Raw genomic sequence first — 14,357 nt, 5'->3', positions numbered from 1 at the left:
TCGGTGAGAAAGGTTTACCCCGATGCGTCGTCCCCAGCTGGATATCCAGCTGAAGACCCCTGACCAGATCGCGAAGATGCGCGCCGCCGGCCTGGTGGTGGCGGAGGCGTTGCGCCGGATGCGGGAGGCGGTGGCTCCCGGCGTCAGCACCGCGGAGCTGGACGCGGTCGCCGAGTCGACGATCCGGGCGGCGGGGGCAACCCCGTCCTTCCAGGGCTACCACGGCTTCCCCGCCTCGATCTGCGCATCGGTCAACGAGCAGGTCGTGCACGGTATTCCGGCCCCCACCCAGGTGCTCCGGGACGGAGACATCATCTCCCTCGACTGCGGTGCGGTGCTGGACGGTTGGCACGGGGACGCCGCCATCACCGTCGCGGTGGGCGACGTGGATCCGGCGTTGCTGAGGATGGCCGAGGTCGCCGAAGACGCGATGTGGGCCGGAATCGCCGCGGCCGCCCGCGGTGCCGCCAGCGGCAGGGGACGGCTTACCGACATCTCCCACGCCGTCGAGACGGCGGTCCGCAAGGGCGGGCGGTACGGCATCGTTGACGGGTATGGCGGTCACGGAATCGGCACCGAGATGCACCAGGATCCGCATGTGCTCAACTACGGCCGTCCGGGAAAGGGTCCCCGGTTGGTGCCGGGGGTGGCGCTGGCCATCGAGCCGATGATCACCCTGGGCTCGCCGCGGACGGCAGAGCTGGCCGATGGCTGGACGGTGGTGACGCGGGACGGCTCTCGGGCGGTGCACGTGGAGCACAGCATGGCTCTGCTGCCGGACGGGGTGTGGGTACTCACCGCGGTTGACGGCGGGCGGGAGCGCCTCGGTGACCTGGTGACCGCCCAACAACCAGCGGCCACCGCCTGAGCTGAAATCAGACCCGGGTTCGGGTATCGCCTGGTTTGCAAAGCGATGGCATTCTGAATACATGCGGGATCGTGCCGGGATGCGGGCGGCCGACGACGATCGGCAGGCGGTCGCCGACCAGTTGCGGGTGGCTGTTGACGAGGGCCGACTCGACCTGCACGAGTACGACGAGCGCCTGCACCGGGCGTACACCGCGAAGACCTATGGCGAGCTTGATGTCCTGCTGGCCGACCTACCGACTGGATCGGCGCCCGTTGTTGCGAGTGGCGCCGGTACGGCCCTGCCGGGTGAGCTGGTGGCAACTGGGGCGGTCGATTCGACCGTGCTCTCGACCCCCGGGGGGAGGTCGGTCACCCGGAGGTGGGTCGTCGAGGTGTGGGGGCCGTGGCTGAGGGCGGTACCGATCGTCATCGGCATCTGGGCGGTGACGTCGCTGTTAGCCCAGAATCTCCTCTTCTTCTGGCCTGGCTGGGTGGCTGGCCCCTGGGGCGTGGTGTTGGCGGTTCGGACGGTTCAGGGGCTCGCGACAGGGGAGCCGGCGCGTTGGGCGGCCGGACGCGAGCGCCGGCGGCAGCGCAAGCGGGAGAAGCAACTCCGTAAAGAGGCGAGGCGGCCCGCTGAACCGGATGGCCGGGAGCTTCCGGGCACGTCTGGTTGACCGTCCCTCAATGTCCGGGTGGGCCCGGGAGTTGGCTGCTCGATAGTCCGGTTCGGCGGGGTCAACCGCCCGGTCGGGTGGTCGGTTTGGCGACGGCGTACGGGCCGGCGTAGACTTTCTGATCGGCGCACAGCGTCCACTCCGGCATGCCCGCCCGCGCTTCGGCGGGTGCTGGAGCCGCGGCTGGCGCGGGTCACCTGATTTCGATCAGTCATCCCGTGAAAGGCGTTGTGGGCCGTCCGGAGCAACCGACGTCAGGACAGCGGAGGACATGCCGAAAAAAGACGGAGCCATCGAGATCGAGGGCCGGGTCATCGAGCCCCTGCCGAACGCCATGTTCCGGGTGGAGCTCGCGAACGGGCACAAGGTGCTGGCTCACATCAGTGGCAAGATGCGGCAGCACTACATCCGCATCCTGCCGGAGGACCGGGTCGTCGTCGAACTTTCGCCGTACGACCTGACCCGAGGGCGCATCGTCTACCGCTACAAGTAAGCCTGACGGCGGCCGGGTGAATCCCGTGTCCGTCTTCGTCGCCCGGAGCCGCGCCCGCCGCGTCGCCGGGCCAGATCGGAAGTAAGGCAACCGTGAAGGTCAAGCCGAGCGTCAAGCGGATCTGCAACAAGTGCCGGGTGATCCGCCGGCACGGCCGGGTCATGGTCATCTGCGCCGACCCGCGCCACAAGCAGCGTCAGGGCTGATTGTTCAGCCGGTCGTGACACCGCGACCGGTTGACACCGGCCCAGCCGCAGATTCGTCACAACACAGCACATGCTCGTTCCAGCCGCAGGAGTGCGCAGCGCGTACCTCGTCGTGGTTAACCCCCGGTCGGAGGCCGGGGCCCGCTCGGGCAGCGACCGAACCGGTCGCCGGCGTCGATATCGGCGTCGGAGAACGGGGATGGTCGGTAGCGGGATGGGACGGGACCACACCTCCGCCAGAAACCACGAGGAGTACGCCCGCACATGGCACGGCTAGTCGGCGTGGATCTCCCCCGCGAGAAGCGGTTGGAGATCGCGCTCACCTACATCTTCGGCGTGGGTCGCACCCGCGCCCTGGAGACGCTCGCCGCCACCGGCATCTCGCCGGACAGGCGCGCCCGGGACCTCACGGACGAGGAGCTCGTGCAGCTCCGCGACCACATCGAGGCCAACTACAAGGTCGAGGGTGACCTGCGCCGCGAGGTCGCCGCGGACATCCGTCGCAAGGTCGAGATCGGCTGCTACGCCGGTATCCGGCACCGCCGGGGCCTGCCCGTTCGTGGTCAGCGGACGCGGACCAACGCCCGCAGCCGCAAGGGCCCGAAGCGGACCGTCGCCGGCAAGAAGAAGCCCGGCAGGAAGTAATAGGAGCGCAGAAGACTTATGCCACCGAAGGCTCGTGCCGGAGCCGCCGTCAAGAAGGTCCGGCGCAAGGAACGCAAGAATGTCGCCCACGGCCAGGCGCACATCAAGAGCACCTTCAACAACACCATCGTGTCCATCACGGACCCGACCGGTGCGGTCATCTCCTGGGCCTCCGCCGGCCAGGTTGGCTTCAAGGGCTCCCGCAAGTCGACTCCGTTCGCCGCGCAGCTGGCCGCCGAGGCCGCCGCGCGTCGTGCGATGGAGCACGGCATGCGCAAGGTCGACGTGTTCGTCAAGGGCCCCGGCTCCGGCCGGGAGACCGCCATCCGTTCGCTGCAGGCCGTCGGCCTGGAGGTCGGTCAAATTTCCGACGTGACTCCGCAGCCGCACAACGGGTGCCGTCCGCCGAAGCGTCGCCGGGTCTGAGAGGTTAGGAAGAGATGGCTCGTTACACCGGTGCTGACTGCCGCCGTTGCCGGCGGGAGAAGATGAAGCTGTTCCTCAAGGGCAGCAAGTGCGATGGCCCGAAGTGCCCGTTCGAGTCCCGGCCGTTCCCGCCCGGACAGCACGGTCGTGGCCGCACGAAGGAGACGGAGTTCCTGCTCCAGCACCGCGAGAAGCAGAAGGCCCGCCGGGTGTACGGCGTGCTGGAGAAGCAGTTCCGCGGTTACTACGACGAGGCCGTGGCGAAGCAGGCCAAGACCGGTGAGGTCCTCCTGCAGATCCTCGAGTCGCGGCTGGACAACGTGGTCTACCGGGCCGGCTACGCCAAGTCCCGGGACATGGCCCGGCAGCTGGTCAAGCACGGTCACTTCACGGTGAACGGCAAGAAGGTCGACATCCCGTCGTACCGCGTCAAGGAGCACGACATCATCGAGGTCCGGGGCAAGAGCAAGGAGCTCACCCCGTTCCTGGTGGCGCAGGCCGAGGCCGGCTCCAAGAGCGTGCCGGCGTGGCTGGAGGCCATTCCGAGCCAGATGAAGGTGCTCGTGCACTCGCTCCCGAGCCGCCAGGTGATCGACACCCAGGTCCAGGAGCAGCTGATCGTCGAGCTCTACTCCAAGTAGGTGCTCGGGTGGTGGTCCGCCCCTTCCCGGGCGGACCACCACAACGGTGTGTGTCGTGGGCGTCATATGGCGGGCGCCCCGGAAGAAAAGAGAAGAGATGCTCATCTCCCAGCGGCCCTCGCTCTCCGAGGAGTCGATCAACGAGACCCGGTCCCGGTTCACCATTGAGCCGCTGGAGCCCGGCTTCGGCTACACCCTGGGTAACTCGCTGCGCCGGACGCTGCTGTCGTCCATCCCCGGCGCGGCGGTGACCTCGATCAAGATCGATGGTGTGCTGCACGAGTTCACCACGATCCCCGGGGTCAAGGAGGATGTGGTCGAGCTCGTCATGAACATCAAGGAGCTCTGCGTCAGCTCCGAGCATGACGAGCCGGTCAGCATGTACCTGCGTAAGCAGGGCCCGGGTGACGTGACCGCGGGTGACATCCAGCCCCCGGCTGGTGTCTCGGTGCACAACCCGGACCTGAAGCTTGCCACCCTCAACGGCAAGGGCCGGCTCGACATGGAGCTGACCGTCGAGCGGGGCCGTGGCTACGTCACCGCGGCGCAGAACAAGCAGGCGGGCGCCGAGATCGGTCGGATCCCGGTCGACTCGATCTACTCGCCGGTGCTGCGGGTCACCTACCGGGTCGAGGCGACCCGGGTCGAGCAGCGGACCGACTTCGATCGGCTGATCATCGACGTCGAGTCGAAGCCGTCGATGGGGCCCCGCACGGCCCTGGCCTCGGCCGGTTCCACGCTGGTCGAGCTCTTCGGCCTGGCCCGGGAGCTGGACGAGACCGCAGAGGGCATCGACATCGGGCCGTCCCCGCAGGACGCCCAGTTGGCAGCGGATCTGGCGCTGCCGATCGAGGAGCTGGACCTCACCGTCCGCTCCTACAACTGCCTCAAGCGCGAGGGCATCAACACCGTTGGTGAGCTCATCGGGCGTACCGAGGCTGACCTCCTCGACATCCGTAACTTCGGCCAGAAGTCGATCGACGAGGTCAAGATGAAGCTCGCTGGGATGGGCTTGGGGCTGAAGGACTCGGCCCCGAACTTCGACCCGGCGAACGTCGTGGACGCCTTCGGTGAGGCCGACTACGACACCGAGGACTACCGCGAGACTGAGCAGCTGTAAGCGCGGCTGAGGATTGACGAGGAGCACCGAGAATGCCCACGCCCACCAAGGGTGCCCGCCTCGGCGGCAGCCCGGCGCACGAGCGGTTGATGCTGGCCAACCTGGCCATGTCGCTGTTCCAGCATGGCAAGATTCAGACCACCGAGACCAAGGCCCGGCGGCTGCGCCCGCTCGCGGAGCAGCTGATCACCAAGGCGAAGCGCGGTGACCTTGCCGCCCGGCGTCGGGTGCTCGGGGTCGTCAAGGACAAGGACGTGGTCTACACCCTGTTCGACCAGATCGCGCCCCGGTACGCCAACCGCAACGGTGGCTACACCCGGATCGTGAAGACTGGTCCGCGTAAGGGTGACGCCGCCCCGATGGCGATCATCGAGCTGGTCGAGGAGCTGGCCGTCGCGCAGCCGAAGGCGAACAAGAAGACCGCCGCCCGCAAGGCCGCGCAGCAGGACAAGGTCGAGGCACTCGCCCCGGCTGCGGAGGCCCCGGCGCCGAGCAGCGGCGACCAGGACGCCGAGGCGCCCGTCTCGGTCTCGGGTGACACCGCTGCGGCCCGCGCAGACAGCGACCTCGCTGTCGAGGAGAACAACGAGCAGAACAAGGCCTGATCGGCCAGGCTCGGCGTCGGGCCCGACACCCATCCGGGTGTCGGGCCCGACGCGCGGAAGGGGACACGAGTGCAGGAGCGCACCCGGGTACGGCTGGATGTCTCGTACGACGGCACCGACTTCTCCGGCTGGGCGGTCCAGCCGCAGCGGCGTACGGTCGCTGGTGCCCTCGTGGCCGCGCTTGACCTGGTGCTCGGTGCCGGCGCGGCGACCGGGCTGACCGTGGCCGGCCGAACCGACGCCGGCGTCCACGCCACCGGGCAGGTCTGCCACGTCGACCTGCGGACCGATCTGTGGCACCAGCACCAGACCACCCTGCTGCGGCGGCTGGCCCGGCTGCTCCCCACCGACGTCCGGGTACGGGCGATGACCGACGCGCCGGCCGACTTCGACGCCCGCTTCTCGGCGACCTTCCGGCGGTACGAGTACCGGGTCACGGACGCGCCCTGGGGGGCCGAGCCGTTGCGGCGCCACGACATCCTGGCCTGGCCGAGCCGGCTCGACCTGGCCGCGCTGAACACGGCCGCCGAGGGGCTGGTGGGGGAGCACGACTTCGCCGCGTACTGCCGGCGTAAGGAGAACGCGACGACGCTGCGGGAGGTGACCCGGCTGGACTGGCGGCGTACCCCGGGCGGGATTCTCGTGGCGACCGTGCAGGCTGATGCCTTCTGCCAGGCGATGGTGCGCAGTCTGGTCGGTGCGATGCTGGCCGTCGGGGATGGCCGCCGCCCCGCTGACTGGCCGGCCGGGCTGCTCGCCCGTCGGGAGCGCGCCAGCGAGGTGAACGTCGCCCCGGCACACGGCTTGACCCTGGTCGAGGTGGGCTACCCGGACGACCCCGCCGACTATGGCGGGCGGGCCGTTCGGACCCGCCGGTTGCGGGTGCCGCCGCCAGCCTGAGGCGGGGCGTCGGCGGGGCCGGTGCGAGAATCAACGGTGTGACCGGCGACCATTACTTCACTGCTGAACCGGCGACTGCCGCCCAACCCCGGGAGGTGGTCTTCTCCGCGGCCGGCCGCGACTACACCCTGGCCTCCGCCGGCGGCGTCTTCTCCGCCGGGCGGCTCGACCCGGGCACGGCGGTGCTGCTGCGCAAGGCCGAGCTACCGGCACCGGAGAGCGCCGGTCACCTGCTCGACCTCGGCTGCGGCTTCGGACCGATCACCTGTGTGCTCGCCACCTCGGTGCCGTCGGCCACCGTCTGGGCGGTCGATGTCAACGAGCGGGCGCGGGAGCTGACCACGGCCAACGCCGCGCGGGTCGGTGCGGCGGCCCGGGTCCGGGTCGCCCCGCCGGACGCGGTGCCAGCAGCGGTGACATTCGATCAGATCTGGTCGAATCCGCCGATCCGGATCGGCAAGGACGAGCTGCATCAGCTCCTGCTGCGCTGGCTGCCGCGGCTGGCGCCGGACGGGGTGGCCTGGCTGGTTGTCGCCCGGCACCTCGGTGGTGACTCGTTACACCGTTGGCTGTCCGAGCGGGGCTGGCAGGTGGCGCGGCCGGCGAGCCAGAAGGGCTACCGGGTGCTGCGGGTGACCCGGTAGAGCGGGTTGGTCCGGTAAAACGGGTTGGCCGGGCCGGGTCGGCCCGGCAGGATGCCAACGTGGGTTACGTGGACGTGGCAGCCGTTGGGCACTGGCTGCCCGACGGGCGGCAGCTCTTCGGCGATGTGTCGTTCCGGGTCGGTGATGGCGCCAAGATCGCTCTGGTCGGGCCGAACGGCGCGGGCAAGACGACGCTGCTGCGCATGGTCGCCGGCGACCTGCCGGTGCAGCGCGGTGCGGTCGCCCGGGCCGGCGGGCTGGGCGTGATGCGCCAGTTCATCGGGATGATCGGCGACGAGTCAACCCTCGCCGACCTGGCGCTCTCCCTCGCCTCGCCCCGGCTGCGCGAGGCGGGTGGGCGGGTCGCCGGTACGGAGTCGGCGATGCGGGCGGCTGAGGTGCGCGGCAAGTACAGCACCGCCGCCGGCAAGGCCCAGCTCGCGTACGCGGAGGCGCTCGCCGCCTGGGGGGAGGCCGGCGGGTACGACGCCGAGGTGCTCTTCGACACGGTGACCACGATCGTGCTCGACCTGCCGTGGGACACGGCGCGGCACCGTCCGGTCCGGACGCTCTCGGGCGGCCAGCAGAAGCGCTTCGCCCTGGAGTTGCTGCTGCGTGGTCCGGAGGAGGTGCTCCTGCTCGACGAGCCGGACAACTTCCTCGACGTGCCCGGGAAACGCTGGTTGGAGGGGCGACTGCGGGAGTCCGGCAAGTCGGTGCTGTACGTCTCACACGATCGCGAGCTACTGGCCCGTACCGCGGACCGGGTGGTGGCGGTCGAGGGCGGTGGTGCGTGGGTGCACCCCGGTGGCTTCGCCAGCTGGCACGAGGCCCGCCTCGCCCGGCACGACCGTCTCGACGAGCAGCGTCGGCGGTGGGACGAGGAACACCAGAAGCTGCGGGAACTGGTGCTGATGTACAAGCAGAAGGCCGCGTACAACTCGGGTATGGCCTCCCGCTACCAGGCCGCCCAGACCCGGTTGCGGAAGTTCGAGGATGCCGGGCCGCCGCCCGTACCGCCGAAGGAGCAGGACATCCGGATGCGGCTGGCCGGGGGCCGCACCGGTAAGCGTGCCCTGGTCTGCGAGCAGTTGGAGCTCGACGGTCTGACCTACCCCTTTGACCTGGAGCTCTGGTACGGCGACCGGCTCGCCGTGCTCGGTGCCAACGGGACCGGGAAGTCGCACTTCCTCCGCCTGATCGCCCGGGGCGGAACCGACCCCGATCCGGTGAACCAGCCGGTTGACGGCGGTGCGGGGCTCGCACCCGTCGGGCATGACGGGGTGGCCCGCCTCGGTGCCCGGGTCCGGCCCGGGCACTTCTCCCAGACCCACGACCGGCCGGAGCTGATGGAGCGGACGCTGGTCGACATCCTCTGGCGGGGTGACGAGCACCGCGCCGGCATGGATCGGCACGCGGCGATGGCCGCGCTGTCCCGGTACGAGCTGGCCGGGCAGGGGGACCAGCGGTTCGGAACTCTCTCCGGCGGCCAGCAGGCCCGGTTCCTGGTGCTGCTGCTGGAGTTGTCCGGGGCGACCCTGCTGCTGCTTGACGAGCCGACGGACAACCTGGACCTGGCCTCGGCCGAGGCGCTCGAAGCGGGGCTGGCCGCGTTCGCGGGGACGGTGGTGGCGGTGACCCATGATCGATGGTTCACCCGTTCCTTTGATCGATTCTTGCTGTTCCAAGGGGACGGCGAGGTGGCGGAGGCCGCCGAGCCGGTCTGGGAGGTGGCCTGAGCGCGGGCGGCATAGGGTGGATTTCGTGACTGAGATGACGTACCGCCGGTTGGGCGACTCCGGGCTCGTGGTGTCCGCAGTCGGCGTCGGCTGCAACAACTTCGGCCGCCGGGTCGACCTGGACGGGACCCGGGCGGTGGTGGCGGCCGCTCTCGATTCCGGGATCAACTTTTTCGACACCGCCGACATCTATGGTGCTCCGCCGGGTGGCTCCGAGGAACTCCTCGGCCAGGTGCTCAAGGGACGCCGGGACGATGTGGTGATCGCCACCAAGTTCGGCATGGACATGGACGGCCACAACGGACCGGACTACGGCGCCCGCGGTGCCCGGCGCTACGTGATGCGGGCGGTGGAGGCTTCGTTGCGTCGGTTGCAGACCGACCACATTGACTTGTATCAGCTGCACGAACGGGACCCCGGCACCCCGATCGACGAGACGCTCGCCGCACTGGACGATCTGGTCACCGCCGGCAAGGTGCGGTACCTGGGTAACTCCAACTTCAACGGCTGGCAGATCGCCGACGCGGACTGGACCGCCAGCTCGCGCGGATCGACCCGGTTCATCTCCGCCCAGAACCGCTACTCGCTGCTCGAACGGGGCATCGAGGCCGAGGTTGTCCCGGCGTGTGAGCGGTTCGGGCTGGGCCTGCTGCCCTTCTTCCCCCTCGCCAACGGCCTGCTCACCGGCAAGTACAAGCGCGGTGAGGCCCCGCCGTCGGGCAGCCGGCTCGCCGGTGGCGGCCGGTACGCGGCCCGGCTCGCCGCCGCCGACTGGGACACCATTGAGGCGCTCGGGGCATACGCGGCCGAGCGGGGGCTCAGCCTGCTTCAGGTCGCCATCGGCGGGCTCGCCGCCCAGCCCGCGGTGGCCTCGGTGATCGCCGGTGCCACTACCCCCGACCAGGTACGGGCCAACGCGGCGGCGGGTGCCTGGGTGCCCGGCGCCGACGATCTGGCGGCCCTGCGGGCGGTACTCGACAGCTAGCAGGTGGAGAATCTCGGCCTCCCATCGTCCCGGCGGTGGGAGGCCGATTCGTGTCCGGGTCGGCTCCGGCCGCGGCCGGTCCGCACCACCGTGCCGTAGACGCCGTCTTGGCAGCCGTACGGCTTCTGCCGTACGGTGGTTGGTAGTAACCCACGGGAGCCCGGTAAACCGGGCTGAGAGGGGGGCTGAGAGCCCCCGACCGTTGAACCTGATCCGGATAGTGCCGGCGCAGGGAGGAGAGTTGCCGTGTCGTCCCTTGGGCGTCTACATCTGATTACCGACACTCGACCTGGGCACAACCCGCTCACCGTGGTGCGGGGCGCCCTGGCGGTGGCCCGTACCGAACTGGTCGTCCAGGTCCGCGTGACCGACGACGCGACCGACCGGCAGGCGTACGACCTGGCCCGCCAGGTGACCGCGCTCTGCGCCCCGTACGGTGCGACCTGCCTGGTGAACGATCGGCTACACGTGGCCCTGGCGGTTGGTGCTGCCGGTGGGCACGTGGGTGCCGAGGACCTGCCGGTCGGTGCGGCCCGCGCGGTGCTCGGCTCCGCCGCTGTCCTCGGCGCCACCGCCCGGTACGCGGACACCGCCGTCGAGGCGGTCGCCGCCGGGGCCAGCTACCTCGGGGTCGGGCCGGTCCACTCCACCACCTCAAAGGACGGCCTGCCGCCCCCGATCGGCGTGCCGGGGGTACAAGCGGTTGCCGCCGCGGCCAGCGTGCCGGTGATCGCCATCGGGGCGGTGACCGCAGCGGACGTGCCCGCCCTGCGGGCCGCGGGCGCGTACGGAGTGGCGGTGATCGGCGCGCTCTCGCGCGCCGCCGACCCCGCCCGGACCACCGCCGAACTGATGGCGGCACTGACATGGTGAGCAGACTCCCCGACACCCACCGGGGCGGCAACCGGAACTCGCTGTCCACCCCCGACGTTGCGGTGGTCGGGGCCGGGCCGATCGGCTTGGCCATCGCCTGGCGGTGTGCGGCCCGCGGGCTGCGGGTCGTCGTACACGACCCGGATCCCGGCTCGGGTGCGGTGCACGCCGCGGCGGGCATGCTCGCGCCGGTCGCCGAGGCGTACTTCGGGGAGCACGAGCTGACCGGCCTGCTCACCGAGTCGGCGGCGCGCTGGCCGGCGTTCGCCGCCGAGCTGGCCGCCGCCTCCGGCACCGACGTCGGTTACCGCAGCGAGGGCACCCTGATGGTCGGGCTCACCACCGACGATCTCGCGGTGGCCCGCCGGCTCTGGGCGTACCAGCAGGGGCTGGGGCTGCCGGTCACCCCACTGCGCCCCTCCGAGCTTCGCGACCGGGAGCCGGCGCTGTCACCCCGGATGCGGGGCGGCGCCTACGCCGGTACCGATCACCAGGTGGACCCGCGGCGGCTGGTGTCGGCGTTGCGCACCGCCACCGAGCGGGCCGGGGGAGTGCTGGTGCCGACGCCGGTCCAGCGGTTGACCGAGGTGACCGCGGGGACCACGGTGGTCGCGGCCGGCTGCGGCTCCGCCGCGCTGACCGGGTTGCCGGTTCGCCCGGTCAAGGGCCAGGTGCTTCGGCTCCGGGCTCCCGGTGCGCCGGGCTTCCAGCACGTGATCCGGGGCTTCGCCGACGGGGAGCAGGTCTATCTCGTCCCGCGGCCGGACGGGGAGGTCGTGGTCGGGGCGACCTCGGAGGAGCGCACCGACACCATGGTGACCAGCGGTGCGGTGCTGCGGCTACTCCGGGCGGCCACCGACCTGGTACCCGAGGTGGCGGAGTACGAGCTGGTCGAGGCGGTCGCCGGGCTCCGTCCGGGCAGCCCCGACAACGCGCCGATCCTTGGCCCGCTCCCGGGCCGGCCGGCGGTGCTCGCCGCGACCGGGCACCACCGGCACGGGGTGGTGCTCACCCCGGTGACCGCCGACCTGATCGCCGACCTGATCACCACCGGTACGCCGGATCCGCTACTCGCCGCCTTCACCCCGGAGCGCCTCGGTCCGGGGCTGTCCCATCCATCCGCCACCGCCGACCCGGCGTGCGGATCCGCCGTGCCCCGGCCGACCCCACTGGAGGAGTCGTGGAACTGATGGTGAACGGCCTTGGGCGCAGCCTGCCCACCGGCGCCACGCTCGCGGACCTGGTCCGGGCGGTGACCGAACAGGAGCGTGGCCTGGCGGTCGCCGTCAACGGCGAGGTTGTGCCGCGGGGCGGCTGGCCGGTCACCCTGCTGTGCGAGGGTGACCGGGTCGAGGTGCTCAGCGCCGCGCAGGGCGGGTGAGCGGGGTGACCTTCGAACTGGGTGGGGTACCGATCCCGTCGCGCCTGGTCCTCGGCACCGGCGGGGCCGCCAACCTCACCGTCCTGGAAGAGGCGATCCGAGCCTCCGGCACTGGCCTGGTCACCGTGGCGCTGCGCCGGGTGGACACCACCGGGGGCCCCTCGGGCGGCCTACTGGACCTGGTCGACCGTTGCGGGGTCCGCCTGTTGCCGAACACCGCCGGCTGCTACACGGCGGGTGAGGCGGTGAAGGTGGCCCAGCTGGCCCGGGAGGCGTTCGAGACCGACTGGGTGAAGCTTGAGGTGATCGGTGACGAGCGCACCCTGCTGCCCGACGGCGTGGAGCTGTTGCGGGCCGCGGAGGAGTTGGTCGCCGACGGGTTCACCGTGCTGCCGTACACCTCGGACGACCCGATCCTGGCGCGTCGGCTCGCCGATGTCGGCTGCGCGGCGGTGATGCCGGCGGGTTCGCCGATCGGCTCGGGGCTCGGGGTGTCGAACCCGCACCACATCCGGCTCATCCGGCAGAGCGTGGCGGTGCCGGTGATCCTGGATGCGGGGATCGGCACCGCCTCCGACGCGGCGCTCGCCATGGAATTGGGCTGCGACGCGGTGCTGCTGGCCAGCGCGGTGACCCGGGCCGCCGATCCGGTGGCGATGGCGACGGCGATGCGGTACGCGGTCGAATCCGGCCGGCTCGCCTACCAGGCGGGCCGGATACCGCGCCGCTTCCATGCCCTCGCCTCGACTCCGGACGATGGGCGGCCGGAGCTGTGACCGGGCCGACCGGCCTGGTGGTGCTCACGGATCGCCGGGCGGCGCGGCGACCGCTCGTCGAGGTTGTCGCCGCGGCCGTGACCGGCGGTACGCGCTGGGTGGTGCTGCGCGAGCGGGACCTTCCCCGGGCCGAGCGCGTCGCCCTCGCCGATGACCTGCGTCAGGTCCTCACCCCGGTCGGCGGTACGTTGGTCGTTGCCGGCCCGGACCCGCTGGGCGGCGCCGCGGTGCACCTGCCGGCGGCTGGGCCGTACCCGCCGCCGCGGCTCGGGCTGATCGGCCGTTCCTGCCACGACGAGGCGGAACTGGGCCGGCTCACGGTTGAGGATTACGCCACTCTCTCCCCCGTCTATCCGACGCGGACGAAGCCCGGCTACGGCCCACCGCTGCTTCCGTCCGGGCTGGCAAGCTTGATCAAGGCCAGTCCAGTCCCGGCGGTGGCGCTGGGCGGGATCGAGACGTCCGGGCAGGTGCGCGACTGTGTGCGGGCGGGAGCCGCCGGGGTGGCGGTCTTGGGTGCGATCATGCGGGCCGAGGACCCGGGCGCGGTAGCCGCCGCCCTTCAGGGAGCGTTCGACGCCGGCTCCAGGGTAGGCGTGCGATGACGCCCCGTACCGTCCTCACCATCGCTGGCTCGGACTCCGGCGGGGGCGCCGGCATCCAGGCCGACCTGAAGGTTTTCGCGGCGCTGGGGGCGTACGGCACCAGCGTCATCACCTCCGTCACCGCGCAGAACACCTGCGGGGTGGACGCCGTGCTGCCGTTGCCACCGCAGACCGTCACCGACCAACTGGAGAGCGTGCTCACCGATTTCACGGTGCGGGCGGTGAAGACCGGGACACTCGGTAGCCCGGCGATCGCCGACGCGGTCGCTGTTGCGGCGGGGGAGGGCCGACTGCCGCACCTCGTCGTCGACCCGGTGCTGGTGTCGACCAGTGGGCGTCGGCTGGGCACGGCCGCGGCGGTGGAGCGGTTGCTGCCGTTCGCCCGGGTGGCGACGCCGAATCGGGCGGAGGCCGCGGCCCTCACCGGCGGCCGGGTCGAGACGGTCGAGGAGATGGTCGTCGCCGCGAAGGCACTGGCCGCCGGCGGACCGGAGTATGTCGTGGTCACCGGCGGGGACACCGACGGTGATGAAGCGGCGGTGGACGTGCTCCACGGCGAGGACGGCACCACCCGGTTCCGCGCGGCCCGGGTGTCGACCCGGCACAACCACGGCACCGGGTGCTCGTTCTCGGCGGCCGTCGCCGCCCGGCTGGCGTTCGGTGATTCGGTGCCGACAGCCGTCGCGGCGGCCAAGGAATACGTGACCCGGGCGCTGATCGGCGCTCGGGGCTGGGAGTTGGGCGCGGGACGCGGACCACTCGATCACTTCAGCTGGTCCGTCTGACCTATAG

General features: G+C 71.2%; 19 protein-coding genes and 1 riboswitch. All 19 genes read left to right on the top strand.

Going from position 1 to position 14,357, the window contains the following annotated elements:
* The first annotated feature begins 22 nt into the window (after positions 1-22).
* The gene (gene map / locus H0524_RS04380) at positions 23-868 is read left to right on the top strand and encodes a type I methionyl aminopeptidase (protein WP_180197480.1); all 846 of its coding nucleotides are present in this window, start codon (positions 23-25) and stop codon (positions 866-868) included.
* 61 nt (positions 869-929) lie between these two features.
* A complete protein-coding gene (locus H0524_RS04375; protein WP_180197479.1) occupies positions 930-1,526 on the top strand; it encodes a DUF1707 domain-containing protein in 597 nt (198 codons plus the stop codon).
* Positions 1,527-1,797: 271 nt separating this feature from the next.
* Positions 1,798-2,019 (top strand): translation initiation factor IF-1, encoded by a 222-nt coding sequence (gene infA / locus H0524_RS04370; RefSeq protein WP_007073013.1) that lies wholly within the window; start codon positions 1,798-1,800, stop codon positions 2,017-2,019.
* A gap of 92 nt (positions 2,020-2,111) precedes the next feature.
* The gene (rpmJ, locus tag H0524_RS04365) at positions 2,112-2,225 is read left to right on the top strand and encodes a 50S ribosomal protein L36 (RefSeq protein WP_012015104.1); all 114 of its coding nucleotides are present in this window, start codon (positions 2,112-2,114) and stop codon (positions 2,223-2,225) included.
* Positions 2,226-2,489: 264 nt separating this feature from the next.
* A complete protein-coding gene (gene rpsM, locus H0524_RS04360; protein WP_018726236.1) occupies positions 2,490-2,870 on the top strand; it encodes a 30S ribosomal protein S13 in 381 nt (126 codons plus the stop codon).
* A gap of 18 nt (positions 2,871-2,888) precedes the next feature.
* Positions 2,889-3,296 (top strand): 30S ribosomal protein S11, encoded by a 408-nt coding sequence (gene rpsK / locus H0524_RS04355; RefSeq protein WP_007073011.1) that lies wholly within the window; start codon positions 2,889-2,891, stop codon positions 3,294-3,296.
* A 14-nt stretch (positions 3,297-3,310) separates the two neighbouring features.
* On the top strand, positions 3,311-3,937 hold the full coding sequence (rpsD, locus tag H0524_RS04350; protein ID WP_018217042.1) for a 30S ribosomal protein S4: 627 nt from the start codon (positions 3,311-3,313) through the stop codon (positions 3,935-3,937).
* A 97-nt stretch (positions 3,938-4,034) separates the two neighbouring features.
* On the top strand, positions 4,035-5,057 hold the full coding sequence (locus H0524_RS04345) for a DNA-directed RNA polymerase subunit alpha (RefSeq protein ID WP_018217041.1): 1,023 nt from the start codon (positions 4,035-4,037) through the stop codon (positions 5,055-5,057).
* 32 nt (positions 5,058-5,089) lie between these two features.
* Positions 5,090-5,662, top strand: a complete 573-nt coding sequence (rplQ, locus tag H0524_RS04340; protein ID WP_180197478.1) for a 50S ribosomal protein L17 — start codon at positions 5,090-5,092, stop codon at positions 5,660-5,662.
* A gap of 69 nt (positions 5,663-5,731) precedes the next feature.
* Complete coding sequence (gene truA, locus H0524_RS04335; protein ID WP_180197477.1) at positions 5,732-6,562, top strand: tRNA pseudouridine(38-40) synthase TruA; 831 nt, start codon at positions 5,732-5,734, stop codon at positions 6,560-6,562.
* A 38-nt stretch (positions 6,563-6,600) separates the two neighbouring features.
* Entirely contained in the window at positions 6,601-7,206 is a 606-nt protein-coding gene (locus H0524_RS04330; RefSeq protein WP_018726233.1) for a methyltransferase, read from the top strand.
* A 59-nt stretch (positions 7,207-7,265) separates the two neighbouring features.
* The gene (locus H0524_RS04325) at positions 7,266-8,945 is read left to right on the top strand and encodes an ATP-binding cassette domain-containing protein (RefSeq protein ID WP_180197476.1); all 1,680 of its coding nucleotides are present in this window, start codon (positions 7,266-7,268) and stop codon (positions 8,943-8,945) included.
* 16 nt (positions 8,946-8,961) lie between these two features.
* Positions 8,962-9,930 carry an aldo/keto reductase gene (locus H0524_RS04320; RefSeq protein ID WP_180197475.1) on the top strand — a complete coding sequence of 323 codons (969 nt, stop codon included), beginning with the start codon at positions 8,962-8,964 and terminating at the stop codon, positions 9,928-9,930.
* Positions 9,931-10,072: 142 nt separating this feature from the next.
* Positions 10,073-10,182: riboswitch (TPP riboswitch) on the top strand.
* Positions 10,177-10,803: a thiamine phosphate synthase gene (locus tag H0524_RS04315; RefSeq protein WP_180197474.1), complete on the top strand. Its 627-nt coding sequence runs from the start codon at positions 10,177-10,179 to the stop codon at positions 10,801-10,803. (Overlaps the previous riboswitch by 6 nt.)
* The gene (gene thiO / locus H0524_RS04310; RefSeq protein ID WP_180197473.1) at positions 10,797-11,993 is read left to right on the top strand and encodes a glycine oxidase ThiO; all 1,197 of its coding nucleotides are present in this window, start codon (positions 10,797-10,799) and stop codon (positions 11,991-11,993) included. The genes H0524_RS04315 and thiO overlap by 7 nt, the downstream gene beginning before the upstream one ends.
* Positions 11,984-12,184 carry a sulfur carrier protein ThiS gene (thiS, locus tag H0524_RS04305; RefSeq protein ID WP_018726228.1) on the top strand — a complete coding sequence of 67 codons (201 nt, stop codon included), beginning with the start codon at positions 11,984-11,986 and terminating at the stop codon, positions 12,182-12,184. The genes thiO and thiS overlap by 10 nt, the downstream gene beginning before the upstream one ends.
* Positions 12,181-12,960, top strand: a complete 780-nt coding sequence (locus H0524_RS04300) for a thiazole synthase (RefSeq protein ID WP_180197472.1) — start codon at positions 12,181-12,183, stop codon at positions 12,958-12,960. The genes thiS and H0524_RS04300 overlap by 4 nt, the downstream gene beginning before the upstream one ends.
* Entirely contained in the window at positions 12,957-13,565 is a 609-nt protein-coding gene (locus H0524_RS04295; RefSeq protein WP_180197471.1) for a thiamine phosphate synthase, read from the top strand. The genes H0524_RS04300 and H0524_RS04295 overlap by 4 nt, the downstream gene beginning before the upstream one ends.
* Entirely contained in the window at positions 13,562-14,350 is a 789-nt protein-coding gene (thiD, locus tag H0524_RS04290; RefSeq protein ID WP_180197470.1) for a bifunctional hydroxymethylpyrimidine kinase/phosphomethylpyrimidine kinase, read from the top strand. The genes H0524_RS04295 and thiD overlap by 4 nt, the downstream gene beginning before the upstream one ends.
* The last annotated feature ends 7 nt before the right edge of the window (positions 14,351-14,357 follow it).

The sequence above is a fragment of the Salinispora sp. H7-4 genome, assembly GCF_013416675.1.
GTDB classification, from domain to species: Bacteria; Actinomycetota; Actinomycetes; order Mycobacteriales; family Micromonosporaceae; genus Micromonospora; species Micromonospora vitiensis.
The sequence above is the reverse complement of the archived record's forward strand: the minus strand, read 5'-3'. Positions and strand labels throughout refer to the sequence as shown.

Coding starts and splice junctions, on each gene's coding strand:
- rpsM (WP_018726236.1), top strand. CDS start 2,490: ATGGCACGGCTAGTCGGCGTGGATCTCCCCCGCGAGAAGCGGTTGGAG.
- rpsD (WP_018217042.1), top strand. CDS start 3,311: ATGGCTCGTTACACCGGTGCTGACTGCCGCCGTTGCCGGCGGGAGAAG.
- rplQ (WP_180197478.1), top strand. CDS start 5,090: ATGCCCACGCCCACCAAGGGTGCCCGCCTCGGCGGCAGCCCGGCGCAC.
- thiD (WP_180197470.1), top strand. CDS start 13,562: ATGACGCCCCGTACCGTCCTCACCATCGCTGGCTCGGACTCCGGCGGG.
- H0524_RS04375 (WP_180197479.1), top strand. CDS start 930: ATGCGGGATCGTGCCGGGATGCGGGCGGCCGACGACGATCGGCAGGCG.
- rpsK (WP_007073011.1), top strand. CDS start 2,889: ATGCCACCGAAGGCTCGTGCCGGAGCCGCCGTCAAGAAGGTCCGGCGC.
- map (WP_180197480.1), top strand. CDS start 23: ATGCGTCGTCCCCAGCTGGATATCCAGCTGAAGACCCCTGACCAGATC.
- H0524_RS04345 (WP_018217041.1), top strand. CDS start 4,035: ATGCTCATCTCCCAGCGGCCCTCGCTCTCCGAGGAGTCGATCAACGAG.
- thiO (WP_180197473.1), top strand. CDS start 10,797: ATGGTGAGCAGACTCCCCGACACCCACCGGGGCGGCAACCGGAACTCG.
- infA (WP_007073013.1), top strand. CDS start 1,798: ATGCCGAAAAAAGACGGAGCCATCGAGATCGAGGGCCGGGTCATCGAG.